Source organism: Prescottella equi (genome assembly GCF_002094305.1).
GTDB lineage: Bacteria > Actinomycetota > Actinomycetes > Mycobacteriales > Mycobacteriaceae > Prescottella > Prescottella equi.
Window position 1 is genome coordinate 55705 of the sequence record NZ_LWTX01000006.1, and the last position, 22918, is coordinate 78622.

General features: G+C 69.1%; 24 protein-coding genes and 1 pseudogene. 8 read left to right on the top strand and 17 right to left on the bottom strand.

Annotated features, from left to right (window positions below; all coding sequences use genetic code 11):
• Positions 1-13 precede the first annotated feature (13 nt).
• The 4 genes from A6I89_RS15865 to A6I89_RS15880 are packed head-to-tail and all read right to left on the bottom strand — an operon-like array spanning position 14 to position 3608.
• The gene (locus A6I89_RS15865; RefSeq protein WP_044991401.1) at positions 14-652 is read right to left on the bottom strand and encodes a DUF6636 domain-containing protein; all 639 of its coding nucleotides are present in this window, start codon (positions 650-652) and stop codon (positions 14-16) included.
• A 41-nt stretch (positions 653-693) separates the two neighbouring features.
• Complete coding sequence (locus A6I89_RS15870) at positions 694-1485, bottom strand: SDR family oxidoreductase (RefSeq protein WP_044991402.1); 792 nt, start codon at positions 1483-1485, stop codon at positions 694-696.
• 39 nt (positions 1486-1524) lie between these two features.
• Entirely contained in the window at positions 1525-2679 is a 1155-nt protein-coding gene (locus tag A6I89_RS15875; RefSeq protein ID WP_044991407.1) for a hypothetical protein, read from the bottom strand.
• Positions 2679-3608: a metal-dependent hydrolase gene (locus A6I89_RS15880; protein ID WP_005517751.1), complete on the bottom strand. Its 930-nt coding sequence runs from the start codon at positions 3606-3608 to the stop codon at positions 2679-2681. The genes A6I89_RS15875 and A6I89_RS15880 overlap by 1 nt, the downstream gene beginning before the upstream one ends.
• 158 nt (positions 3609-3766) lie before the next feature.
• On the opposite strand from A6I89_RS15880, the gene A6I89_RS15885 reads away from it, so the two are divergent.
• Both A6I89_RS15885 and A6I89_RS15890 read left to right on the top strand, forming a co-directional pair.
• Positions 3767-4396, top strand: coding sequence for a TetR family transcriptional regulator (locus A6I89_RS15885; protein WP_022597821.1), 630 nt, complete (start codon positions 3767-3769; stop codon positions 4394-4396).
• Positions 4397-4423: 27 nt separating this feature from the next.
• Positions 4424-4870 carry a hypothetical protein gene (locus A6I89_RS15890; protein ID WP_005517749.1) on the top strand — a complete coding sequence of 149 codons (447 nt, stop codon included), beginning with the start codon at positions 4424-4426 and terminating at the stop codon, positions 4868-4870.
• On the opposite strand, the gene A6I89_RS15895 is transcribed toward A6I89_RS15890, so the two are convergent.
• Complete coding sequence (locus tag A6I89_RS15895) at positions 4867-5604, bottom strand: lysoplasmalogenase family protein (protein WP_005517747.1); 738 nt, start codon at positions 5602-5604, stop codon at positions 4867-4869. The genes A6I89_RS15890 and A6I89_RS15895 overlap by 4 nt on opposite strands.
• 214 nt (positions 5605-5818) lie before the next feature.
• Here A6I89_RS15895 and A6I89_RS15900 point away from each other — a divergent pair, with 214 nt between their 5' ends.
• Both A6I89_RS15900 and A6I89_RS15905 read left to right on the top strand, forming a co-directional pair.
• The gene (locus tag A6I89_RS15900) at positions 5819-6265 is read left to right on the top strand and encodes a MarR family winged helix-turn-helix transcriptional regulator (RefSeq protein WP_013417147.1); all 447 of its coding nucleotides are present in this window, start codon (positions 5819-5821) and stop codon (positions 6263-6265) included.
• A 29-nt stretch (positions 6266-6294) separates the two neighbouring features.
• On the top strand, positions 6295-7539 hold the full coding sequence (locus A6I89_RS15905; RefSeq protein WP_005517745.1) for an MFS transporter: 1245 nt from the start codon (positions 6295-6297) through the stop codon (positions 7537-7539).
• A 114-nt stretch (positions 7540-7653) separates the two neighbouring features.
• Here A6I89_RS15905 and A6I89_RS15910 read toward each other — a convergent pair whose 3' ends face one another.
• From A6I89_RS15910 to galT, 4 genes and pseudogenes are all read right to left on the bottom strand, one after another.
• A complete protein-coding gene (locus A6I89_RS15910) occupies positions 7654-8208 on the bottom strand; it encodes a nuclear transport factor 2 family protein (protein ID WP_022597824.1) in 555 nt (184 codons plus the stop codon).
• A gap of 135 nt (positions 8209-8343) precedes the next feature.
• Positions 8344-8544 (bottom strand): annotated as a pseudogene (locus tag A6I89_RS15915) (helix-turn-helix domain-containing protein); the annotation flags it as partial.
• A gap of 159 nt (positions 8545-8703) precedes the next feature.
• Entirely contained in the window at positions 8704-9879 is a 1176-nt protein-coding gene (galK, locus tag A6I89_RS15920; protein WP_022597827.1) for a galactokinase, read from the bottom strand.
• Positions 9876-10991, bottom strand: a complete 1116-nt coding sequence (gene galT, locus A6I89_RS15925; protein WP_232244788.1) for a galactose-1-phosphate uridylyltransferase — start codon at positions 10989-10991, stop codon at positions 9876-9878. Before galT ends, galK begins: the two co-directional genes overlap by 4 nt.
• Positions 10992-11146: 155 nt before the next feature.
• Here galT and A6I89_RS15930 point away from each other — a divergent pair, with 155 nt between their 5' ends.
• Positions 11147-11656: a hypothetical protein gene (locus A6I89_RS15930; protein WP_022597832.1), complete on the top strand. Its 510-nt coding sequence runs from the start codon at positions 11147-11149 to the stop codon at positions 11654-11656.
• Positions 11657-11736: 80 nt separating this feature from the next.
• Here A6I89_RS15930 and pyrE read toward each other — a convergent pair whose 3' ends face one another.
• The 5 genes from pyrE to A6I89_RS15955 form a co-directional block, all read right to left on the bottom strand.
• A complete protein-coding gene (gene pyrE, locus A6I89_RS15935) occupies positions 11737-12270 on the bottom strand; it encodes an orotate phosphoribosyltransferase (RefSeq protein ID WP_022597834.1) in 534 nt (177 codons plus the stop codon).
• Between the two features lie 84 nt (positions 12271-12354).
• The gene (locus A6I89_RS15940; RefSeq protein WP_037084887.1) at positions 12355-12900 is read right to left on the bottom strand and encodes a LemA family protein; all 546 of its coding nucleotides are present in this window, start codon (positions 12898-12900) and stop codon (positions 12355-12357) included.
• A gap of 70 nt (positions 12901-12970) precedes the next feature.
• On the bottom strand, positions 12971-13642 hold the full coding sequence (locus tag A6I89_RS15945) for a type III secretion system chaperone family protein (RefSeq protein WP_013417154.1): 672 nt from the start codon (positions 13640-13642) through the stop codon (positions 12971-12973).
• 62 nt (positions 13643-13704) lie between these two features.
• Complete coding sequence (locus tag A6I89_RS15950) at positions 13705-14592, bottom strand: DUF5666 domain-containing protein (protein WP_022597838.1); 888 nt, start codon at positions 14590-14592, stop codon at positions 13705-13707.
• Between the two features lie 38 nt (positions 14593-14630).
• A complete protein-coding gene (locus tag A6I89_RS15955) occupies positions 14631-15050 on the bottom strand; it encodes an RNA-binding S4 domain-containing protein (RefSeq protein ID WP_005517730.1) in 420 nt (139 codons plus the stop codon).
• A gap of 262 nt (positions 15051-15312) precedes the next feature.
• Here A6I89_RS15955 and A6I89_RS15960 point away from each other — a divergent pair, with 262 nt between their 5' ends.
• Positions 15313-16938, top strand: a complete 1626-nt coding sequence (locus A6I89_RS15960; RefSeq protein WP_022597840.1) for a flavin-containing monooxygenase — start codon at positions 15313-15315, stop codon at positions 16936-16938.
• A 61-nt stretch (positions 16939-16999) separates the two neighbouring features.
• On the opposite strand, the gene A6I89_RS15965 is transcribed toward A6I89_RS15960, so the two are convergent.
• Together A6I89_RS15965 and A6I89_RS24660 are read right to left on the bottom strand one after the other, a co-directional pair.
• A complete protein-coding gene (locus A6I89_RS15965; RefSeq protein ID WP_005517727.1) occupies positions 17000-17398 on the bottom strand; it encodes a DUF1801 domain-containing protein in 399 nt (132 codons plus the stop codon).
• A 94-nt stretch (positions 17399-17492) separates the two neighbouring features.
• The gene (locus A6I89_RS24660; protein WP_005517726.1) at positions 17493-17636 is read right to left on the bottom strand and encodes a hypothetical protein; all 144 of its coding nucleotides are present in this window, start codon (positions 17634-17636) and stop codon (positions 17493-17495) included.
• Between the two features lie 148 nt (positions 17637-17784).
• Between A6I89_RS24660 and A6I89_RS15970 the strand changes: the two genes are divergently transcribed.
• Positions 17785-18729, top strand: a complete 945-nt coding sequence (locus A6I89_RS15970) for an alpha/beta fold hydrolase (protein ID WP_013417158.1) — start codon at positions 17785-17787, stop codon at positions 18727-18729.
• A gap of 65 nt (positions 18730-18794) precedes the next feature.
• Here the strand turns inward: A6I89_RS15970 and clpB are convergent, their stop codons facing one another.
• The gene (gene clpB / locus A6I89_RS15975; RefSeq protein ID WP_005517724.1) at positions 18795-21347 is read right to left on the bottom strand and encodes an ATP-dependent chaperone ClpB; all 2553 of its coding nucleotides are present in this window, start codon (positions 21345-21347) and stop codon (positions 18795-18797) included.
• A 243-nt stretch (positions 21348-21590) separates the two neighbouring features.
• On the opposite strand from clpB, the gene A6I89_RS15980 reads away from it, so the two are divergent.
• Positions 21591-22754 (top strand): FAD-binding oxidoreductase, encoded by a 1164-nt coding sequence (locus tag A6I89_RS15980; RefSeq protein ID WP_022597844.1) that lies wholly within the window; start codon positions 21591-21593, stop codon positions 22752-22754.
• Positions 22755-22918: the final 164 nt, after the last annotated feature.

Here is a 22918-nt window from a genome sequence, read left to right on the forward strand (position 1 = left end):
GGTTCCTCGGTGGTCAAAACGTCTCGTTCGAATCGGGGGCGACGGTGAACCCGTGCCCGGTCTCGTCGTTGGTGCACGTCACCGACGACGCCGTCGTCGCGCAGGTGTACCCGAGCTTCGCGAGCGGGGTACCCGGCGCGAGGACCGGTTCGGTGCCGGAGCCGGACGTGTAGAGCTGCCCGCCCGAGCACATGAATGCGCCGCGTCCGGTGTCCTCGACGCGGATCCCGTTCCCCCAGCTGACCATGCAGTCCTCGGGCCGCGGCGGCACCGGTGTGGTGACGCCCTCGCACCCGGCCTCGGTGCGGCCCGGCAGCCGCACGATCCCGCACGTGAAGGTGCCGTCGGGCGAGGAGAAGAAGTACGACTCGTTGCGCTGGAACTGCACGTCGGTGAGCGTCGTGGTGGCCGCCGCGGTGGTCGTGGGCGCCGTCGTGGTGGTCGTCGGGGCCGTCGTCGTCGTGGTGGTGGGCGGGGCCTCGGATGTCGTGGTCGTCGGCGCTGCGACGGTAGTGGTGGGTTCGGCCGCCGGTGTCTGCGCCGAACTTCCGCACCCGGCAAGCGCCGGCACGGCGGTCAGCGCCGCGGCCACTCCCAGCCACGGCAGAAATCCCCGACGCACACCCACTCCTGACCGATTTCTCGACGCCATCCGCCGTCACCGAACTCTAGTCGTCCACACCGGCACTCGATTCAGGCGCGGCTGAGTACCTTGTTCGACAGCCGCGCCAGCCACGAGGGCGAGATCCCCGATGCCGCGGCGAGGACCCGGGCCTGAGCGCCGACAGGGAAGTGCACCTTCGGGAACCGTCCCCGATTCCGGGTGGCGTCGAACACAGCCCGCGCGACGTGCTCCGGGGTGAGCCGCACGCCCAGCGACCGGGTGCTGCCGATGGACATCCCGCGGATCATCCCGGTCCGCACGAACAGCGGCCACACGTCGAGCACCCGGATGTCGTGGCCGCGCCACTCCAGTTCGAGTGCCTCCGTGAGTCCGCGCACCGCGAACTTGGTGGCGCTGTACGTCGCGAGTTCGGGCTGGCCGTAGATCGCCGACGCCGACGCCAGGTTCACCACCTGCGCTCCCGGCGTCTCCTTCAGGTACGGAAACGCCGTGTACATGCCGTTCATCATGCCGACGACGTTGATGTCCACCATCCGCCGCTGTGTCTCCAGGGGAATGTCCTCGAAGTGCCCCGACGCCAGGACACCGGCATTGTTGACGAGGACGTCGAGTCGACCGTTCCCCGCGGTGAACTCGGCCAGACGCAGCCGCCACTCGTCGGCGTCGGTGACGTCCAGGACGCCGGTGCGGGCCCGGCCGCCCTGCGCGACGATCTCCTCGCGCAGGGAGCCGAGCCCGTCCTCGTCGATGTCGTATGCGCCCACGAAGTACCCGCGGCGCGCGAACTCGAGGGCGGTCGCGCGGCCGATCCCCGCCGCGGCGCCGGTGACGAACACGGTGGGCCGAGATGTCGCTGCCATGCCGTCAGGCTAGGCGCTGCGGGACGAAACCGTGTGCACTCAGGCCGAGTTGGTCACCGGACGCTCGTCGGGGGCCGTGTCCCGGTCGGCGGTCGGGCGCGGCACGGTGAACGTCGCGGCGACGCACGCGATCGCGACGGCGAAGCATGCGATCGTGTACCAGATGTTGCCGATCGGATCACCGTTCGTGGTGACGCCGTCGACCGCCCCGAAGAAGTCGGGCAGGGCGCTCAGCCACAACCCGCCCATCACCACGAGGTACACGACGGCGTAGATGCGGACGAAGTCGTTGGAGTAGGCGGGAACGTCGGAGGTCCTCGACCGCAATCGGGACCACTGCTTGACCAGCAGCGGCACCGCGACCACCGTGACGGCGACGAGTTCGGCCGCGTAGAGGACGCCGCGGACCGTGTCGCTGCCCATGCCGAAGACCGTGGCCGGGAGCGGCAGAACGAACACCCCGACCGACGCCACGAGGCCGACCACGACAGTGCGCCACACCAATTCGAGCCCGGAGAAGTGCCGTCCCCCGTCCACGTGCCGGCCGACGAAGAACTGGACGCACAGCGCCAGCGACATCGGCCACAGCGCGGCGAACACCACCACACTCGGCAGCGGCACCGAGTCGAAGAACGGCAGGTTGACCTTGTTGTCGAGCATCCACTCCCACCACCGCAGCTGCGGTCCGAGCTGGTCGAAGATCTCGTAGAACGCGTGGTGGACGAAGCCGACGCACACCGCGCCGAGGAACACCCCGTAGCGCCGGAACACGCCGAGCATGCGGACGAGCTCGAACGCCAGCGTGGCCATCAACGGATAGATCGCGATGATGTACAGCGGCAGTCTGCCCCACAGGAAGTCGACGGTGAACACGTTGTGCGCGAACATCGTGCCGAGGTATTCCTCGGTACCGAACGTGCCCGGGAAGTAGATGGGCGGCTCGATCACGAACAGGAACGCGGTGGCGCCGAACCACAGCACCAGGTTGGTGGGATCGCCGTGCCGGCGCAGCCGCACGATCGCGTACACGAGCGCCAGGACCGAACCGAGGACGATGGTCAGCTCGAGGACGGGCAGCGTCCAGTTCTCCAACGCCGCCGGGTTACGCAGCTCGAAGAAGCCGCCGGCCTCCTCGCACGAGAAGCCGAGCCGGGTCGCCAGGTCCTCGAACGTGGGCGTACACAGGTCCGACATCAGTTCACCCCCGACGACACCGGCGCGGCCGAGTACCAACGGGTGCAGTCGTCACCGGCGTCGTAGCGGGTGAACCACTCGTCGGCCAGCACCGGCAGGTTCTCGTGCGTCGGGTTGTGGCCGGGCATCTGGCTGCGGACGGCGCCGCGCAGCGCGGTGAGCTGCTCGCCGATGGGGAGGCCGTCGAACGCGCGCGGCATCGGACCCTTGGTCAGGTACGGCGCGAGGGTGGTGAGCACCCGCTGCTTGACCCGGTGCCGCGCGAACATCGACAGCGAGTCGACCTTCCGCTCGGACAGCGGAACATGCTGGTTGAAGCCGGCACACGCGATGCGGATGGACTTCATGACGTGCGCGAAGATCGACGGCGCCATCCGCATCCGGTACAGCTCGTTGCCGACGATCGAGTTGTAGATGATCAGTGCCGAACTGCGGTGCTCGACCTCCTCGACGAAGTGCCACAGGAACAGCGACGCGACCCGGTCGTCGCCGGGCCGGAACAGGGTGGCCTCGTTGTCGAGCATGAGCTTGAAGACGGGCGTGAACGTCGCCTCGAGGTCGGCGGTGTACGCGAGCCGGTAGTTGATCGAAGTGCGCTCGGTCAGCAGATCGAACTCGCCGACGACCGCGTCGAGGGTGTTCTGCAGGCCCGGGTAGCTGCGGATCAGCCCGTTCACGTGCTGGCGGTGTGCAGTCGAGTGGTGGCCCTCCTGCCTCATGAACGCCACCGCCTCCTCCGCGACCTCGGGGTCGGTGATGAGGGGCTTGGCCTGCAGGATCAGCTTCACGATCATCTTCTCGAAGCCGATGGCCAGGAACGACACCGCGTTCGACATGCTCGACCAGGCCGGGTTGTCGGGGTTCCACAGGAACGGGACGTCCCCGTCGTCGAAGCCGAAATCCATCTTCCGGGGCTTGAGATCCGTCATGCGCACTTACCTCGTTCGTCGTCGGTGCGGGCCCGTCCGGGCAGGCCGGGGCCACGATCGCCGCAATCATACGATCGACTTGTCATTTGTATGATTGGTTTCGACGAAATCGTCGCCACCTGCGCGGGGACCGGCCGCACGGCTGGTACGGTCCGGCCGTGGCACGCAGACGCGGATGGGGCGGCAAGCCGCCGGTCGACGACGACGAGGCCGCGCGGCGGATCGTCGCCGCCGCGGTCGAGGGGATCTCCCGCACCGGATCGGCCGTCAGCATCGCGGACGTCGCCGAATCGCTGGGCGTGATCCGGCAGACGGTGTACCGCTACTTCCCGAGCGCCGACGCGCTGATGCGGGCGTCCGCGATCGCGTCGGTCGGCGACTTCCTCGATCGCCTCACCGACCACGTGCAGGGGCGCCGCGATCCCGCCGACGCCCTGGTCGAGGCCGTCGTCTACACGCTCGACGACGTCCGCCGGACTCCGCACCTGGGCATCATGCTCTCGGGCGCGCACTCCCACACGGACGGCATCACGTCCGACGAGGCGCAGGCCTTCGGGCTCACCATGATCAGGCGCTTCGACGTCGACTGGGAGCGGCACGGCTACGACGACGCGGCCCTGAGTGAACTCGTCGAGCATCTGTTGCGGACGATGCAGTCGTTCTTCGTCTCCCCCGGCAACCCGCAGCGCCCGGACGCCGAACTACGCCGTTACCTGCAGCGATGGCTCGCTCCGGTGATCGTCGCGCAGCCCGGTTACGACGCTGCCGGGCGCACTTCGGACGACTAGGCTGGGTGGCGTCAAGAAGAGAAGGCCATGAATCACCCACGCATCGTTCGCACCGTCTGCTTCATCACCGTCGGCTACCTCATCGTGCTGTCGGCCTGGCTCGGCTGGCTCGTCGAGCACACTCCCGAGGGCACGATCCCGTACCAGATCGGCGGTCTTCTCGCGGCGTACGGCTCCATCCTCGGGCTGGGCATGATGTGGGCCGACCGCCCCACCCGGTCCGAGCGCAAACTGGCCAGGCACGGGATCGAGGGATGGGCGACCATCCGCCGCGCGCAACCGCTGCGCCGGACGGTCGACAACGGCCAGCTCACCGAACTCGATCTGGCGCTGACGGTGCCCGGATCCGAGTCGTACACCGGCACCGTGGTTTACGAGGTCGCGCGCGAGTTCCGCGAGCGCTTCCTCCCGGGCGAGACGATCTCGATCCGCGTCGACCCGCGCAATCGCGATCGAATCCTGATCTACCCCTAGCCCATTCGCTTCCGGGCGTGTCGGCCCAACTCGATCATCCCCTCGACGAGCAGCAGTTGCGCGGCCGCGTACGAGGCGAGGATCGCGCCCTCGGCCACGGCCCGCGTCTTCTCGCCGCGCAGGAAGAGCTTGCGCACCACGATCGTTCCGTCGGAGCCGGTGAAGAGGAGCCCGCCGAGGCCGAGCCAGCTGCGGCGGTCGCCGCGGTTGGGCATCGGCAGTCCCGCGACGTCCGAGGCGCCGGGCGCGAGCGCGGGATCGGCGGCGAGCGTCGCGGTGGTGCCGAGCAGCGCCCCGTACCCGGTGAGGGTCTTCGCGACGGCGGGAGCTTTCGCGTGCAACAGGGTTGACGCGCCCGCCCAGGCACCGAGTCGCGGGAGAACCGCCGCCCGCCGCGGCTTGGCGCCCCGACGGACCAGCAACGACGAATACGTCGTCTGCATGACGCCGAACGACGTGGCGCCGCGGCGCAGGCGGGCGTCGACGTCGGGGTCGATCATGAACACGTCACCGACGGTGGCGGCGGCCAGGCCCGCCACGAGCAGCGCGGCGTCGGCGGTGTCCAGGTCGTCGCGCCGGCGCAGGACCCGGGTCGCGAGCGCGGGCGCGATCAACGGCTTCGCCACCTGCTGGACCCGCTCCCGTCCGGTGACCGCACCGAAGATCGTCGCCGCCGTCGCCCCGGCGAACACCGCGTGCTCGAGTCCCCACTTCTTGCCGCTCGCGAATGCCATGCCCACTCCTCGTGTCCGATCCGGCACGACGGCCTTCGCTGGGAGCGCCGTGTCCGATTTCGCACGACCGTACCGCCGCGCCTCTCCCTTCCCTGCCTTTCCCCTCCCCGCGTTTTGCGCACTTGTCGCGGTTTCCGGGGCGCCGAACCCGCGACAAGTGCGCAAAACGCGAGGGGTAGACATAGATAGTTAGCTTATGTAATTATTATCTTCCGTGAGTTCCACCGATCCGCAGTTCCGAGACCTGCTCGTCGAGCTGGTGAGCAACGCCCACCGGTTCACCCGACTCGCGTCGGCACTCTCCGTCGACGACCGCCCCCGGCCGTGGATGCGGGCACTGTCACTACTCGAGGAGCAGGGCCCCATCCGGATCAGCACCTTCGCGCGCCTCGACCGCTGTTCCCAGCCGTCGGCGACGGCGCTGCTCAAGCGCCTCGGCGAGGAGGGGCTGGTATCGCGCCAGACGGATCCCGACGACTGCCGGGCCGTCCTCGTCGGCATCAGCGACGACGGACGACGCTGGCTCGCCGAGGCCCGCCACGAGGTCGCCGACGCGCTGACGCCACACTTCGCGCACCTCGAGCCGGAGCAGGTAGCCCGCATCTCGGACGGACTGGGTGAACTCCGGGCGATCATCCGGACCGCCGCAGCAGAGCGCTGACCACCACGACATCACCCGAGGAGGGATACGTGAGCACCACGACCGCACCGGCCGCGAGCAAGCCGAGCATCCTGCATCAACCGAAAGCGGTGTGGGCCGTCGCCTTCGCCAGCGTCATCGCCTTCATGGGCATCGGGCTCGTCGACCCGATCCTCAAGCCCATCGCCGAACAGCTCGACGCCACCCCGTCGCAGGTGTCGCTGCTGTTCACCAGCTACATGCTGGTCACGGGCGTCGCCATGCTGTTCACCGGCATGATCTCGAGCCGCATCGGAGCCAAGAAGACGCTGCTGTGGGGCCTGGCGATCATCGTGGTGTTCGCGGCGGCGGCCGGCACGTCGGACACCATCAACCAGATCGTCGGCTTCCGTGCCGGCTGGGGTCTGGGCAACGCACTGTTCATCGCGACCGCCCTCGCGGCGATCGTCGGCGCTGCCAGTGGCGGTGTCGCACAGGCGATCATCCTGTACGAGGCGGCGCTCGGCATCGGTATCGCCGTCGGACCGCTGGTCGGTGGAGTGCTCGGCAACATCAGCTGGCGCGCACCGTTCTTCGGTGTCGCGACGCTCATGGCCATCGCCTTCATCCTGATCATGGTGATGCTGCCCAAGGCGCCCAAGCCGACGCACCGGACCTCGCTGGCCGCACCGTTCCTCGCGTTGCGCCACCGCGGTCTGCTGACGGTCGCGATCACCGCGCTGCTCTACAACTACGGCTTCTTCACGCTGCTCGCCTACACCCCGTTCCCGCTGGACATGGGCGCGTACTCGATCGGCTTCATCTTCTTCGGCTGGGGTGTGGCGCTGGCGATCGCGTCGGTGTTCCTGGCCCCGCGCCTACAGCGCCGCTTCGGCACGCTGCCGATGATGATCGCCGCCCTCAGCCTGTTCGCCGTCGACCTCGCGGCGATGGCACTGTTCACCGACTCCAAGCCGGCACTGGTGGTGTGCGTCGTCCTGGCGGGACTGTTCCTGGGCGTCAACAACACCCTCATCACCGAGACCGTGATGATCTCGGCGCCGGTCGAACGTTCGACGGCGTCGGCCGCGTACAGCTTCGTCCGCTTCGTCGGCGGCGCAGCGGCTCCGTACGTCGCCGGCAAGCTCGGCGAGCACAACGTGCACGTGCCGTTCTGGGTGGGCGCCGGATGCACCGTCCTGGGCATCCTGGTCCTCGCCACGGGACGAAAGGTGCTGGCGCACGTCGACGATCACGATCCCGAACCGCACAGCGTCGAGGAGGCCGTCGCCGTCACGGTCGGCGACGCCGACTGAGGTCGGTACCCTTCCCCCTCCCCCTCCCTGTCCCCCTCCCCCTCGCGTTTTGCGCACTTGTCGCGGAAATCCCGGTGCCCCGGGCGCGACAAGTGCGCAAAACGCGTTCGGGGGTCAGGTGGCCGGGGTGTGCACCAGGTCGACGTACTCCTGCGGCAACTCCTCGAACGACAGCTTGGTGACGCTCGACGGGCCGGAGTGGTACGAGTCCTCGCCCTGGATGAGCCCGTCCTCGTCCACCGGCCACAGGATCAGCTGACGGAAGACGACGAGATAGTCGGCCGCCTCGTCGTCGACCGGGATGCCGATCTGCGCGGCATACGAGCCGGGGTAGATCTGCTTGAGGAAACCCTCGGTGACCAGGCAGTGGTCGTCGACGACGAGCCGGTCGAGCTCGTACTCGAGGATGTTGGTGCGGGTCGCGAGGAAGTCGATGTAATACGTCTTCACACCCTCGGTGCCCTTCGGCCCGACGTCCTGGCCGCCGTTCCAGAAGTGGTAGTCGGGAGCGGGATTCAGCGTCGCCATCAGCCGATCCAGGTCCGGGGCGGCCTCCGCCCGCATGTGCTCGATCACCGCGCCGAGAACGACTCGGTGGCGGGCATCGGTGGTGACGGCGAGGCGCTGCTCGAGCAGTTCCCACGTGCGATTCGGGTCGATCACGGCCATGTGCGAATTCCTTTCCGGTGAAACGAACTTCGCGACGATCGTCACCCATCGGACCCGTACCGGTCACCCGACGCGCGTCGACCGTTCCGCCCGTCGGGTCCGACGAGCGTCGGGCGCCGGTATCGGGCGTCGGGCTCAGAAGCCCGAACCGAACACCTCGGACGCCGCCAACTCGGTAGACGACAAGGCCATCCGCCGGATCATCAGCACCAGCGTCGCCGTGAACCGGTCCACCGAGTCCTCGAGGTTCCAGCCCATCTCAGCCTCGAGGTGCGCCAGTCGAGCGGCGACGGTGCTGTGATGGACGTGCAGTTCGGCGGCTGTGCGTCGTAGGGACTCCGTTCCTCGACTGGACCGAGCATGCCCGGGCCCCGCCGGGAGGGGATCCCCGTCTCCCGGTCCACGGGATCCCGGCTCCCCGCGTTTTGCGCACTTATCGCGCCCCGGGCACCCCGGAAGGCGCGATAAGTGCGCAAAACGCGAGAGGAGGGGGCGTCAGAGCAGGCGGCGCGCGGGGGCCGAAGCGGCGACGACGGCGAAGGCCGGTTCGGGCAGGCCTCGGTCCGCGGCCAGGCGGCGGGCGGTGTCGATCGCGTCGTCGACCTTCTCTGCGGGGAGCAGTGCGATCGCGGAACCACCGAACCCGCCACCGGTCATGCGCGCACCGAGCGCCCCGGCGACCATCGCGGCCTCGACGGCGGTGTCGAGCTCGGGGCACGAGACCTCGAAGTCGCGGTGCAACGACATGTGCGACGCGTACAGCAGTCGGCCGAACTCCGCGAAGTCCCCGGATTCCGCTGCCGCCACCGCGAGCCGGACGCGGGCGATCTCGCTGATCACGTGCCACGCCCGACGCCGCAGGACGTCGTCCTTCAGCGACCGGACCGCGTCCGCGCGCTCCCGCCCCCGATCGGCCAGTACGCGCAACGACGCCACCCCGAGCCGACGCGTCGCCCGCTCCACCGCCGCCCGACGTTGCGCGTACTGCCCGTCCGCCAACCGGTGCGGCGCCCGGGTGTCGATCACCAACAGCGACAAATCCTCCGGAACGAACGGCACGTGCGACACTTCACCCGACGCCGAATCCAGCAGCAGCGCAGCCCCTTCCGATGCACGCAGCGACGCCGCCTGGTCCATTCCGCCGGTGGGGGCGAGGGCGACGTCGTTCTCGGCCCGCACGCACGCCGCTGCCAGATCCGCCCGATCGGCGTCCGGAACCAGCGCGAGCGCGAGCGAACATTCGAGCGCCGACGAACTCGACAGCCCCGCGCCGATCGGCACGGTGGACACGCACACGGCATCCACTCCGCCGAAATCGCCAGTGAGCAAGCCCTTCTCGCGCAGTGCCCAGATCACGCCAGCCGGGTACGACGCCCACCCCGCCGGCCGTCCGGGGCCGATGTCGGCGAGCCGGCCGGCCCACGGGTCGCCGTTCGACGACCGCAGCCGGATCAGCCCGTCGGTACGACGCGTCACCGCGACCGCGGTGCTGTGCGGCAACGCGATCGGCAGGCACAGCCCGCCCGCGTAGTCCACGTGCTCGCCGATCAGGTTGACCCGACCGGGTGCCGCCCACACGCCGTCCGCGCCCACGCCGAACTCGTGGCGGAACGAATCCGTCACCGCCGCAGCGAGTTCGGCGTCGGAACGGGCGTCGAACCAGACCGTCACGGCGCGACCTCCCGGAATCGTGCGGCGATCCGCTCGGGCGTGGTGTCACTGATCCACGCGCCCATCCCGGATTCGGAACCGGCGAGGAACTTCATCCGGTGTGGCGAACGCATCAGCGAGAACACCTGCAGGTACAGCCGTCCCAGGTCACGGCCTGCGCCGATCGGAGCCTGGTGCCACCCTGCGATGTACGGCAGCCGATCGACGCCGTCGAAGAAGCGGTCCAGCCGACCGAGCACGTCGAGGTAGAGGTGCGAGAGCTCGTCGAGTTCGGCGTCGTCGAGCTCGGTGAGATCGGCGACATCCCGGTGCGGCGCGACATGCAGTTCGACGGGCCACCGCGCCGCAGCGGGCACGTACGCGGTCCAGTGCTCGCCCTCGACCACCACGCGGGTACCGGCGCGCCGCTCGGCGTCGAGGACGTCGCGTAGAAGCGAACGGCCCGTGCGCTTTCGGTGCTCCTCGGCCTGACGCAGCAGCGTGGTGGTGCGCGGCGGCAGCGTCGGATACGCGTAGATCTGACCGTGCGGGTGCGACAGCGTCACCCCGATCTCCTCGCCGCGGTTCTCGAAGCAGTACACCTGCGCGACGGACGGCAGCGCCGACAGCTCGTGTGTCCGGTCCCGCAGCGCCTCGAGCACGGTCCGCACGCGGGAGACCGGCAACTGCGCGAAGCCGCGGTCGTGGTCGCCGGTGAAGCACACCACCTCGCACCGGCCGTCGGCGGCGCGCTGCGGCCAAAGACGCTCGCCGTCAACGAGTCCCGGAACCTCCTCCGCTGCCGAACCCAGCGACGGGAAGCGGTTCTCGAACACCGCGACGTCGTAGTCGCCGGCCGGGATCTCGGTCGCCGGACGTCCGGGCCGCGTCGGGCACAGCGGGCACTCGTCGGTCGCCGGCAGGAAGGTGCGGTTCATCCGGTGCGCGGCGAGCGTCACCCACTCCCCCGTCAGCACGTCGAAGCGCATCGTCGACGCCGCCTCGACCGGTGCCAGGTCACGGCCGTCGTGCAACTCGCGTGTCACTACCCCACTTGCGTACGGCTCGGTGTCGTCGAAATAGATCAGCTCGCGCCCGTCGGACAGGCGTGTCCGCGTCTTCCGGATCGGCATCGGAACACGATATGCGACAGCCACTGTTCCGTCGCCGACCATCCGGTTTGGTGTCGCCGCGGGTTGTGTGTGAGCATGCTCGAGGCTGTTGCACCGTGACGGGGAGTCACGGGACGGCCGGGGGAACGAAACACATCGAAAAACGGGGGATTCACATGAAGCTTCGCAGCTTTGCCGTGCGCGCATTCGGCGCCGCGGCCATCGCGACCGCCACCATCACGGGCGTCGCCACCACCGCGGGCGCCGCACCGGCACCGGCGCCGCTCGTGCACACGACGATCAACGGACCCACCCTTCCGGTGCTGGGGCAGAACGACTTCTGCAACGGCCTCATCGACACCGTCGTCGAGACCGATCCGGCGCGACCGGGTCTCGCGACCATCGCGTTCACGCCGCGTGTCCTGAACGGTGTCGGGCCGGGCTGGGCCCAGAACCCGGTCTGCCGGATGAAGGTCGCCGTCGGATGGAATTTCGGGATCTTCACCGGGCAGCTCAGAGATGTCGAACTCCTCGCACGCCAAGGCGAGACCGTCCGAACCGAGATCAATCCCGGTTCCGGGCTCGCGAGGCTGACGATGCAGGTGAGCCCGATCGGCCCCTGGTACAACGAACTGCGCCCGCAGGCGGGATACGGCGTCGTCAGCGCGTTCCTCCTCGTCCCCTGACCGGACGCACTTACAGCTGAAGGGACCCTTCATGCGCCGCGAGCGCACGAAGGGTCCCTTCAGCTGTTGAGAAAAGGCGCTTACCTCAGACCCAGATCGTCGAGGCCCAGGAGCGAGCGGTACTCGAGGCCCTCGGCGGCGATGACGGCGTCGGCGCCGGTGGCGCGGTCGACGACGGTGGCGACACCGACGACGATGGCGCCGGCGTCACGCAGTGCCTTGACGGCGGTGAGCGGCGAGTTGCCGGTGGTGGTGGTGTCCTCGACGACCAGGACGCGCTTGCCGACGACGTCGGGGCCTTCGATCTGACGCTGCATGCCGTGTGCCTTGGCGGCCTTGCGGACGACGAACGCGTCGATCGGCCGGCCCTCGGCGTGCATGACGGCCATCGCGACCGGGTCGGCGCCCATCGTGAGGCCACCGACGGAGGCGAAGTCCCAGTCGGCGACCAGTTCGCGCAGCAGCTTGCCGATCAGCGGTCCGGCCCGGTGATGCAGGGTCGCGCGGCGCAGGTCCACGTAGTAGTCGGCTTCCTTGCCGGAGGACAAGGTGACCTTTCCGTGCACCACCGCCAGCTCGCGCACCAGCGCGGCGAGCTCGTCGCGATCCGTCATCGGCCGCTCCCATCATCGTTCGAAGTCAGTGACTTTTCGTCGTGTCGAGCCTAGCGAGGCGGCCAGGTCACGGCGCTGGCGGCCCTATGCGGCCTGCTCGGCGGCGGACGCGTCGTCCGCGCTCGTGGGCATCTGGAGTGTCGCCGCCTCGAACAGCGGTGCCGCGGCGATTCCCGCGGGCCGCGCGAGCAGCGACGCGGGGAACGTGCGCAGCGAGTCGTTCAGTTTGCGGGCCAGATCGTTGTAGACGGTGACGGCGCCGGCGAGACGCGTCTCGGTCTGGTCGATCTCGTGTGCCGGGCGGACGAACGCCCAGTCGCGGCGCAGCGCGGGATAGCTGCGCGCGGTCCCCATCAACGACGCCAGCGCGGCGGAGAGAGCGTTCTCGGCGCCGGCCTGTCGGCCGAGGTCCAGATTCTCCTCGCGGACCCGCATCGCCAGGGAACGCGCCCCGGTGACCGTGCTGACCAGTTCGCGGCCCACGGTGTCCGCGACGGCGAGCACGAGACCGGGCACGTACTCGCAGCGACGGTCCTGTTCCACGTGGATCAACGACAGCGCGGTGCGCAGATTGGCGTCGAGGCGGCGCAGGTTCCGGTTCACCGACGCCAGCCAGGCCACAAGAATCACAACAACAACAAGAACAACACCCGACACAGCAACCACAGCTGCGGAATCTACTGAAACAGGATCCGAGCCGCTATTCGGGAACGGGTTCAGGGGCGATCGGACGGCCGGGATCGTGCGCGGCGGGCTGCATCGCCGGCGGTTCGACGGCCGGCGGCAGCACACGCAGCATCCCCGACAGCCGGGCCACGACCTCGATCGCGGCGTCCCAGTCGCGGCCGGTACTGCCGATCGGGAGCGAACCGAGCGTCCATTCCCCCTCGCTCCACAGCATCTGCAGCTGCGGCGGCACCGACTCGGTGAACGCCACCATGCGCTGATCGCACACGCGGCGCGCGATCTCGAGATCGGTCGCGAACACGACGCGCGGGCCGATCGCGCCCAGCAGGTTCAGGTCGCTGTCGCGCGGCGGAGGCGTCGACTTCAGGCGCAGATCGATGTCGACGTCGGAGCCCACCTCCCGGTGCACCGCGACGATCGTCGCCGTGTCCTCGAGGTCGAACAGCACGAACTGCTCGCCGCGGCGGACGCCGCGCACGACGTCCACGGCGCCCAGGTACTCCTGCTTGGCGAGGGCCGCCCGATGCCACTGCGACGGCAGATGCTCGTCCGCGGTGTTGTAGGTGTACCCCTGCGCCTTCGCCCAGATCTGCCGCACCCGACCGGTCTGGTCACGACGCGAACGATCGACATAGAGCAGCACGACAGCACCCGCGAGCGCTATCACTGCCAATCCGAACCACATAGCCGTCATCGAGGGTCAGCCTAGCCACTCCCGGCGCACTTCCGGGCATCCGGTGCCGCGAGTCAGTTACCGAACTCGGGAAGCGTGGTGCCGATGATCAACTTCGCGGTGAGGGTGCCGTCCTTCACCTTGTCGCCCTGCACCAGCACCGACTCGCCGGGCTTCAGTTCGGCGATGCTGTTCGCGGTCAACGAGATGAGCGAGGTGTCGGGCGTGGTCTTGACGGTGATCGTGGTTCCGCCGAGCCCGTCGATGGTGAGAGTGCCACCGTCGTTGGCGGTGATCGTGCCCATCGCCGTCCCGGCGTTGCCGATGACGTCACCGATGCCACCGGGCAGGTTCTCGAAGGGCGAGGTGGTCTCGGGTTCCGTCGTCGGCGCACCCGCACGGGGCGGGACGGCAGGCGCCGAGGTCCGCGGCGAGGGCGCGGCCGCGGTGTCGCTCTCGTCGGAGTTCCCGTTCAGCATCAACCCGACGATCAGGCCCAGCGCCAGCAGCACCACGCCGGCGCCGACCGCCGCCCACAGTCCCACCCGGCGTCCGGGCTTGTTGCCCGGACCGTTCTCGAGTGGCGGGACCTCACCGGTGGGTGGCTGTCCGGGCGGCGGGTAGCCGCCCGGCGGGTAGCCACCTGCGCCGTAGTAGGTCGGATACGCCTGTGTCGCGTTCGGCGGCGCGGCCTGCGGGTCGTAGCGCGGGTCGTACGCCGGATACGCCTGCGTCGGGTACGCCTGCGTCGCCTCGGGGGCCTGCGCGCCGTACGCCTGGTACGGGTCGGCCGTGTAGTACTGCTCGGTCGGCTGCTCCGGGGCCGGCGTCCCGACCGGCCCGAGCTGCTGGGTCGGGCCGTCCGCGGGGCGGGCCCACTGGACGGTCTCGTCCGGCGCCTGCTGCTCGGCCGGGTCGTATGCGCGTTCCTGCGGAGTGCGCGGATCCTCGGGGTTGGTCATGGGGCGGGCCTGCTCTCTTCCGTCCGGGCGCCGACAGTTCAGGGTAGATCCGGATTCTGAGATCCGTCTGAAGCCCGCGAGCCGCGGAATTTCTCCATGTCCCGGCGCTCGCGTTTGGTGGGCCGGCCCGCGCCCCGGTCACGCCGCGGGATCGACGCGATCAACTCCGGCGACGGCGGCGGCGGGCTGTTGTCCTGCAGGCACTCGGCCGCGATCGGCGGGCCGACCCGTTTCGCGACCGGCCGGACCACGACGACGATCCGTTCGCGCCCGGCGATCCGCACCCGCACCTCATCCCCCGGCTTGACCTGCACCGACGCCTTCGCGGCCGTCCCGTTCACCCGGACATGACCGGAACGGCACGCCGACGCGGATTGCGAACGCGTCTTGAACAGCCGCACCGCCCACATCCAGCTGTCGAGGCGGGCACTCGTCGGATCGGGGTTCGGGGTCGGCACGTCGCCCAGGCTACCGAGGCTCCCGTGGGCCGGAATCGTCCCTCGTGGTGGGAGCCTGCCGCGCCTGCACCGGGGCGGCATCCGCCCTGCAAGAAGCCGGTTTCGTCGCTCGCCGAAAGTCCCTGTTCCAGGGAAACGACCCGCTGGGCGGGACGGTCCGCTGTCACGTGGTTCACACGGCCATAGCGTGAATTCATCGCAAGAACCGTGAGGTCTGGTCCGATCCGGGCCGGCAGCTCACGCTCGTGGAAGGACAGTTTTCGTGAACGGACAGGATTCGGCACTGGGGACCACCGCTTCGTTCGACGTCGTCGTGGTCGGCGCGGGCGTCGCGGGACTCTACGCGGTACACCGGTTCCGTCAGCAGGGTCTGACGGTCCGCGCCTTCGAGGCCGCGTCCGGCGTCGGCGGCGTCTGGTACTGGAACCGCTACCCCGGCGCCCGCTGCGACGTCGAGTCCGTGGACTACTCGTACTCGTTCTCCCCGGAGCTCGAGCAGGAATGGGACTGGAGCGAGAAGTACGCCACCCAGCCGGAGATCCTCGCCTACCTCGAGCACGTCGCCGATCGCTTCGATCTGCGCCGCGACATCCAGTTCGACACCCGCGTCACGTCCGCGACCCTCGACGAGGAGACGCTGCGCTGGACCGTCCGCACCAACCGCGGCGACGTCGTCTCGGCGCGCTTCTTCGTCGTCGCCGCGGGTCCGCTGTCGAACGCCAACACCCCCGACTTCGACGGCCTCGACACCTTCGCCGGCGACGTCTTCCACACCGCGCACTGGCCCCACGACGGCGTCGACTTCAACGGCAAGCGGGTAGGGGTGATCGGCACCGGCTCGTCGGGCATCCAGTCGATCCCGCACATCGCCGAGCAGGCCGACAAGCTGTTCGTGTTCCAGCGGTCGGCGAACTACAGCGTCCCCGCCGGCAACGCCCCGCTCGACGACGCCACCCGCGCCGAGCAGAAGGCCAACTACGCGGAACGACGCCGGCTGTCGTGGGAGTCCGGTGGCGGCTCGCCGCACCGCGCGCACCCCAAGCTGACGCTCGAGGCAACCGAGGAGGAACGCCGCGCCGCGTACGAGGAGCGCTGGAAGCTCGGCGGTGTCCTCTACTCCAAGACGTTCCCCGACCAGCTGACCGACCAGGCCGCGAACGACGCCGCCCGCGAGTTCTGGGAGGAGAAGGTCCGCGCCGTCATCGACGATCCCGCGATCGCCGATCTGCTCATCCCCGACGACCACGCGATCGGCGCCAAGCGCATCGTCACCGACAGCGGCTACTACGAGACCTACAACCGCGACAACGTCGAATTGGTCAATCTCAAGGCCACCCCGATCGTCGGCATGGACGCCGCGGGTGTCAACACCACCGAGGCCCACTACGACCTCGACGCGATCGTCCTCGCCACCGGGTTCGACGCCATGACCGGCTCGCTCGACAAGCTCGACATCGTCGGCCGCGGCGGGCAGTCGCTGAAGGAGAAGTGGGCTGCCGGCCCCGAAACCTACCTCGGTCTCGGCATCGACGGCTTCCCCAACTTCTTCAACCTCACCGGGCCCGGTAGCCCGTCGGTGCTGGCGAACATGGTGCTGCACTCCGAACTCCACGTCGACTGGGTCGCCGACGCGATCGCCTACCTCGACGACCGCGGTGCCGCGGCGATCGAGGGCACACCGGAGGCCGTGGCCGACTGGGTCGAGGAATGCCGCACCCGCGCCGAGGCATCGCTGCTGAACACCGCGAACTCGTGGTACCTCGGCGCCAACATCCCCGGCCGCCCGCGGGTGTTCATGCCGTTCCTCGGCGGCTTCGCCGGCTACCGCCAGATCATCACGGAGGTCGCCGATTCCGGCTACAAGGGCTTCGCGATCCTGGAGGGGTGATCGCTGCATGACGGCGGAGGCCCGGCACCTGTGGTGAGGTGCCGGGCCTTCGCCGTATCCATTACTTCGACAGGTTCAGCTGCACAGCAGCCCGCACGAGGGCCGCGAACGCCGCACCGTCGATCTCGTCGTCCTCGTGGAAATCGATGGCACGTCGGGTGTTTCCCTCGAGGCTCGAATTGAACATCCCCGTCGGGTCGTCCAGCGATGCACCCTTGGCGAACGTGACCTTGACGATCTTCTTGTACGTCTCGCCGGTGCAGATCATCCCGGCGTGGGACCACGTCGGGACCCCGCGCCACTTCCATTCCTCGACGACCTCGGGATCCGCGCGGTGCACCAGTTCCCGGATCTCGGCGAGCTTCTCGCCGCGCCAGTCACCCAGTTCCTCGATGCGCTGATCGATCAGGTCGGACGGCGCGAGCACACCGTCGGCGTTCTTCGAACTGTTCGTGGCCATGTCGCGGTCGCTCTCTGCGCGTGGGGTTCTCCGGTCACCCGAGTATCGACGACGGCGGGGCAGACCGCACCACGAATCGGAGCGAAAGCGGTTGTCAGAAAGGATGCCCCGTGATGAGACCCAGAAGCTGGAGTGGCATCGCCAGGAACATCGAGCCGACGTAGAGCGGATACCGGATCGGGTCACCCGCGAGGTACCCCTCCGCCAGCCAGGACGTGATATCTGCAGCCGATCCCATTCGTGCACCCCTCCAGTAGTCGGTTCACCCTGCCTGTCGGCGATGCGGGTCCGAACGTTTCAGTCCACGCATTTCACGTTACGGCCGGTACCGCTCGTGCTAGGTTCCCCCGAGCGGTCGGGACGTCACACCGAGACAGGGAGCTCACGTGCGAAAGTTGTTCGCAGGACTTGCAATAGCAGCCTCGACCATACTCCTGGCAGCGGGTACCGCGCAGGCCGCGCCGACCCCGCCGCTCGCTGTGCCCGACGGCTTCTTCTCCGGCATCCCGCCGGAGCTGATCAATCCGGCCGGCTCGCTACCCGGCTCCAACGACTTCTCGTGCAAGCCCACCGCCGAGCATCCCGAACCGGTGATCCTGGTACACGGCACCGGCGGTGGGCAGCAGACCAACTGGGGCAAGTACGCGCCGCTGCTCGCCAACGAGGGCTACTGCGTGTTCGCCCTGACCTACGGTGGGGTGCCCGGGATGCCGTGGCCGGTGAGCGCGATCGGCGGGATGCTGCCGATCGAGCAGAGCGCGCAGCAGTTCGGGCAGTTCGTCGACCGGGTGCTCGCCGCGACCGGGGCGTCGAAGGTGAATGTCGTCGGACACTCACAGGGCACGTTGATGCCCAGCTACTACCTCAAGTTCCTGGGCGGTGCCGACAAGGTGGACAAGTACGTATCGCTGGCGCCCCTGTGGAAGGGCGTCGACGCGCTCGGTGTCTCGCAGCTGGCACCGGCCGTCAAGCGTGCGGGGCTCGAGCAGGTGCAGGCCGACACGGTCGAGAAGCTGTGCGGGGCATGCTTCCAGATGGCGGCCGGTACCGACTTCATGAACAAGATGAACGAAGGTGGGCCGTACGTGCCGCAGGTGACGTACACCAACATCATGACCCGCTACGACGAGGCCGTCGTCCCGTACACCGCCGGGTTCGTCGAGGCCCCGAACGCCACCAACATCGTCGTGCAGGACGGCTGCGCACTCGACTACGCCGAGCACGCGGGCATCGCCGCCGACCCGATCGCAGCCACGCACGTGCTCAATGCGCTGGACCCGGCGAATCCGCGTCCGGTGCCGTGCTTCTTCGTCCCGCCGTTCACGGGCTGAGGCCTTCGGCCCGTGCGCCTTTTCGGTAGTGCGTACTACCGAAAAGGCGCACGGGCGCGCAGCGCCTAGCCCAGCACCAGACGATCCCCGTCCTCGGAGACGGTCACCGGCACGGTGTCGCCGTCCCGGACGGTGCCCGCGAGGAGCAGCTTGGCGAGCTGGTCGCCGATCGCCTGCTGGATGAGGCGCCGCAGCGGACGGGCGCCGTACAGCGGGTCGTAGCCGCGCACCGCGAGCCACAGCCGCGCCCCGTCCGACACCTCCAGCGTGAGTCGGCGCGCCGCGAGACGGGTTGCCAGCTGGTCGAGCTGGATGTCGACGATCGACTCGAGCTGCTCCTCCGAGAGCGGGTCGAAGACGACGACGTCGTCGAGCCGGTTGACGAACTCCGGCTTGAACGCCGACCGCACCGCCGCCATCACCTGGTCCCGGTCACCGCCCGCACCGAGGTTGGAGGTGAGGATCAGGATGGTGTTGCGGAAGTCGACCGTGCGCCCCTGGCCGTCGGTGAGGCGGCCGTCGTCGAGCACCTGCAGCAGGATGTCGAAGACGTCCGGGTGCGCCTTCTCGACCTCGTCGAACAGCACCACGGTGTACGGCCGGCGTCGCACCGCCTCGGTGAGCTGCCCGCCCGACTCGTAGCCGACGTAGCCGGGAGGGGCGCCGACGAGCCGAGCCACCGAGTGCTTCTCGCTGTACTCCGACATGTCGATGCGCACCATCGCGCGTTCGTCGTCGAACAGGAAGTCCGCCAACCCCTTCGCGAGCTCGGTCTTGCCGACACCGGTGGGGCCGAGGAACAGGAACGATCCGGTGGGCCGGTTCGGATCGGCGACGCCGGCCCGGGCGCGGCGCACCGCGTCCGACACAGCCTGCACCGCTTCGGTCTGCCCGACGACCCGCTTGGCGAGTTCGGTCTCCATGCGCAGCAGCTTGGCGGTCTCGCCTTCCATCATGCGGCCGGCGGGGATGCCGGTCCATGCGGCGACGACGTCGGCGACGTCGTCCGGGCCGACCTCCTCCTTGAGCATGACGGCTCCGTCGGACGCCCCGTCCGACACGGCCGCGGCGGCCTCGAGCTGCTTCTCCAGCTCGGGGATCCGGCCGTAGCGCAGCTCGGCGACCTTGCCGAGGTCGCCGTCGCGTTCGGCGCGTTCCTCCTCGCCGCGCAGCGCCTCGAGCTGCTCCTTGACCTCGCGCACCGAGTCGATGGCGTTCTTCTCGTTCTGCCAGCGGGCGGTGAGCTGACGCAGCTTCTCCCGGTCGTCCGCGAGTTCCTCGCGCAGCTTCTCGAGCCGCTCCTTGGACGCGGCGTCGGTCTCCTTGGTCAGCGCCATCTCCTCGATCTCGAGGCGGCGCACGGTGCGTTCCACCTCGTCGATCTCGACGGGACGCGAGTCGATCTCCATGCGGAGGCGCGACGCGGCCTCGTCGACGAGGTCGATCGCCTTGTCGGGGAGGAAGCGCGAGGTGATGTAGCGGTCCGACAGCGTCGCGGCGGCGACCAGCGCCGAGTCGGTGATGCGCACGCCGTGGTGCACCTCGTAGCGTTCCTTGAGGCCGCGCAGGATGCCGACGGTGTCCTCGACGGACGGCTCCCCGACCAGCACCTGCTGGAACCGGCGTTCGAGCGCGGCGTCCTTCTCGATGTACTGGCGGTACTCCTCGAGCGTGGTGGCACCGACCAGCCGCAGCTCACCGCGGGCGAGCATCGGCTTGATCATGTTGCCGGCGTCCATCGCCGACTCGCCCGTCGCGCCGGCACCGACGATGGTGTGCAGTTCGTCGATGAACGTGATGACCTGGCCGGCCGAGTTCTTGATGTCATCGAGCACGGCCTTGAGGCGTTCCTCGAACTCGCCGCGGTACTTGGCGCCGGCCACCATCGACCCGAGGTCGAGGGAGATGACGGTCTTGCCGCGCAGCGACTCCGGGACGTCACCGGCGACGATGCGCTGTGCGAGCCCCTCGACGATCGCGGTCTTGCCGACGCCGGGTTCGCCGATGAGCACCGGGTTGTTCTTGGTGCGCCGGCTCAGCACCTGCACGACGCGGCGAATCTCCGTGTCGCGGCCGATCACCGGGTCGAGCTTGCCCTCGCGGGCGCGGGCGGTGAGGTCGGTCGAGTACTTCTCGAGCGCCTGGTAGCTGCCCTCCGGGTCGGGGCTGGTGACGCGCGCGCTACCGCGGACGGCGGTGAACGCGTCGCGCAGCGCCTCCGGGGTGGCGCCGTGCCCGACGAGCAGCTTCGCGACGTCCGAGTCCTCGGCGGCGAGCCCCACCATGACGTGCTCGGTGGAGACGTACTCGTCGTCGAGTTCGGTGGCCAGGTGCTGCGCCGACGTGATGGCGGCGAGGGCCTCGCGGCCGAGTTGCGGCTGGGTGGTGGCACCGGTGGCCCGCGGCAGCCGGTCGACGATGACCTGCGCCTCGCGCCGCACCACCGTCGGATCGACCCCGACGGCCTTGAGCAGCGGCGCAGCGATGCCGTCGGTCTGGTCGAGCAGCGCCACGAGCAGGTGCGCGGGCCGGATGTCCGGATTGCCCGCCGCGGCCGCGGACTGCAACGCAGCCGTCAGCGCGGCCTGGGTCTTGGTGGTGGGAGAGAACGAGTCCACTGGTCACCTTCCTTGCGACGAACGAACGTAAGCATTGTGCCGCGGCGGACGGATCCGTACGGCTGTCGTTACCCTCAACGAACGAAACCTTGAGTCTGTTCCGCTCAACTTCGACAATATCGAAGAGATTTCCCCCACGGTCGGCGAGGCCACCACCGGGACACCGTCCGGCGCGGTGCACACTGGTATGCGGTGCCGGTCGGTTTCCCACGCCCGGGCCAGGAACACGCGAGGGAGGACGACGTGGACACGGCCGAGATCGGGCTCATCCGCTCACTTTTCACTACCGTCACCGCGTCCCCCGGCCACCGCGACCGCTTCGCCCGCACCTTCTACACGCAGTTCTTCGGACGGCTCCCGCAGTGCCGGTCGCTGTTCCCGGCCGGGATGGACGCGCAGCGCGCGAAGCTGGTCTCCGCGGTCGAGTTCATCGTGCGCGGGCTCGACGACACCGATCGCCTGCTACCGTTCCTCGCCCAGCTCGGTCGCGACCACCGCAAGTACGGTGTCGAGCGCGAGCACTACGCCGCCGCCGGCAACGCCCTGCTGGACGCGGCTCGCGACGTCGACTCGGACGAGCCGTGGAGCCCGGAGAGCGACGCCGCGTGGCGGGAGATGATCGCGCTGATCACCACCACGATGTCCGACGCCGCCGACGCCGACGACTTCCCGGCCCTCTGGGGTGCCACCGTCGTCGGTCACGAGCGGGTGCTGCGCGACCTCGCCATCATCCGCCTCGAGTGCGACTCACCGATCCCGTACGCGGCCGGCCAGTACGTGAGCGTGCAGATTCCGCAGCGGCCGCAGATGTGGCGCTATCTCTCGCCCGCGATCCCGACGAACCCGTTCGGCCAGATCGAGTTCCACGTGCGGCGGGTCTCCGGCGGGTGGGTGAGCCCGGCGATGGTGAACGAGACGGCGGTCGGGGACCGCTGGCAGATCAGCTCTCCGCTCGGCGGCCTGCACGTGGACCTCGCGAGCGACCGGGACGTGCTGATGATCGCGGGCGGCACCGGCCTGGCCCCGCTGCGCGCCCAGGTGATGGACATGGCGCACCGGGGGATCAATCCGCGCGTACACCTGTTCGTCGGCGGCGCCTACCCGTGCGACCTGTACGACATCGAGACGCTCTGGCATCTGTCGCTGAGCAACCCGTGGCTCACCATCGTCCCGGTCACCGAGGAGGACGAGAACCCGTGGTGGCACCCGTATCCGGTGCTCGAACCGCCACACGGCTTGCACCAGCGACTGCGCGGGCCGATCGGCGCCGTGGTGAGCCGCTTCGGATCGTGGGCCGACCGGCAGGTCCAGATCTGCGGTTCGCCGTCGATGGTCAAGACCACCGCGTACGCGTTGCAGCGGGCGGGCACTCCGGTCGAGGCCATCTCGCACGACCCGCTGCGCTGAAACGGCCCACCCAGCGGGAGCACCCGTGGAATCCGTCGCCCGACCGGACTAGTGGACTCGAAACACACTGTCGCGCAGATTCATTCGACACGCGCACGGTGAGCCGAGGTCGTTGACGCGACCCGTGTCACACCCCTAGTGTCGGCGCATCCAAGCATCCGCTT

Excerpts from the sequence above, each read along its gene's own strand:
- A6I89_RS15865 (WP_044991401.1), bottom strand. The coding sequence starts at position 652 with ATGGCGTCGAGAAATCGGTCAGGAGTGGGTGTGCGTCGGGGATTTCTG.
- A6I89_RS15870 (WP_044991402.1), bottom strand. The coding sequence starts at position 1,485 with ATGGCAGCGACATCTCGGCCCACCGTGTTCGTCACCGGCGCCGCGGCG.
- A6I89_RS15875 (WP_044991407.1), bottom strand. The coding sequence starts at position 2,679 with ATGTCGGACCTGTGTACGCCCACGTTCGAGGACCTGGCGACCCGGCTC.
- A6I89_RS15880 (WP_005517751.1), bottom strand. The coding sequence starts at position 3,608 with ATGACGGATCTCAAGCCCCGGAAGATGGATTTCGGCTTCGACGACGGG.
- A6I89_RS15890 (WP_005517749.1), top strand. The coding sequence starts at position 4,424 with ATGAATCACCCACGCATCGTTCGCACCGTCTGCTTCATCACCGTCGGC.
- A6I89_RS15895 (WP_005517747.1), bottom strand. The coding sequence starts at position 5,604 with ATGGCATTCGCGAGCGGCAAGAAGTGGGGACTCGAGCACGCGGTGTTC.
- A6I89_RS15910 (WP_022597824.1), bottom strand. The coding sequence starts at position 8,208 with ATGGCCGTGATCGACCCGAATCGCACGTGGGAACTGCTCGAGCAGCGC.
- galT (WP_232244788.1), bottom strand. The coding sequence starts at position 10,991 with ATGCCGATCCGGAAGACGCGGACACGCCTGTCCGACGGGCGCGAGCTG.
- A6I89_RS15930 (WP_022597832.1), top strand. The coding sequence starts at position 11,147 with ATGAAGCTTCGCAGCTTTGCCGTGCGCGCATTCGGCGCCGCGGCCATC.
- pyrE (WP_022597834.1), bottom strand. The coding sequence starts at position 12,270 with ATGACGGATCGCGACGAGCTCGCCGCGCTGGTGCGCGAGCTGGCGGTG.
- A6I89_RS15945 (WP_013417154.1), bottom strand. The coding sequence starts at position 13,642 with ATGTGGTTCGGATTGGCAGTGATAGCGCTCGCGGGTGCTGTCGTGCTG.
- A6I89_RS15950 (WP_022597838.1), bottom strand. The coding sequence starts at position 14,592 with ATGACCAACCCCGAGGATCCGCGCACTCCGCAGGAACGCGCATACGAC.
- A6I89_RS15965 (WP_005517727.1), bottom strand. The coding sequence starts at position 17,398 with ATGGCCACGAACAGTTCGAAGAACGCCGACGGTGTGCTCGCGCCGTCC.
- A6I89_RS24660 (WP_005517726.1), bottom strand. The coding sequence starts at position 17,636 with ATGGGATCGGCTGCAGATATCACGTCCTGGCTGGCGGAGGGGTACCTC.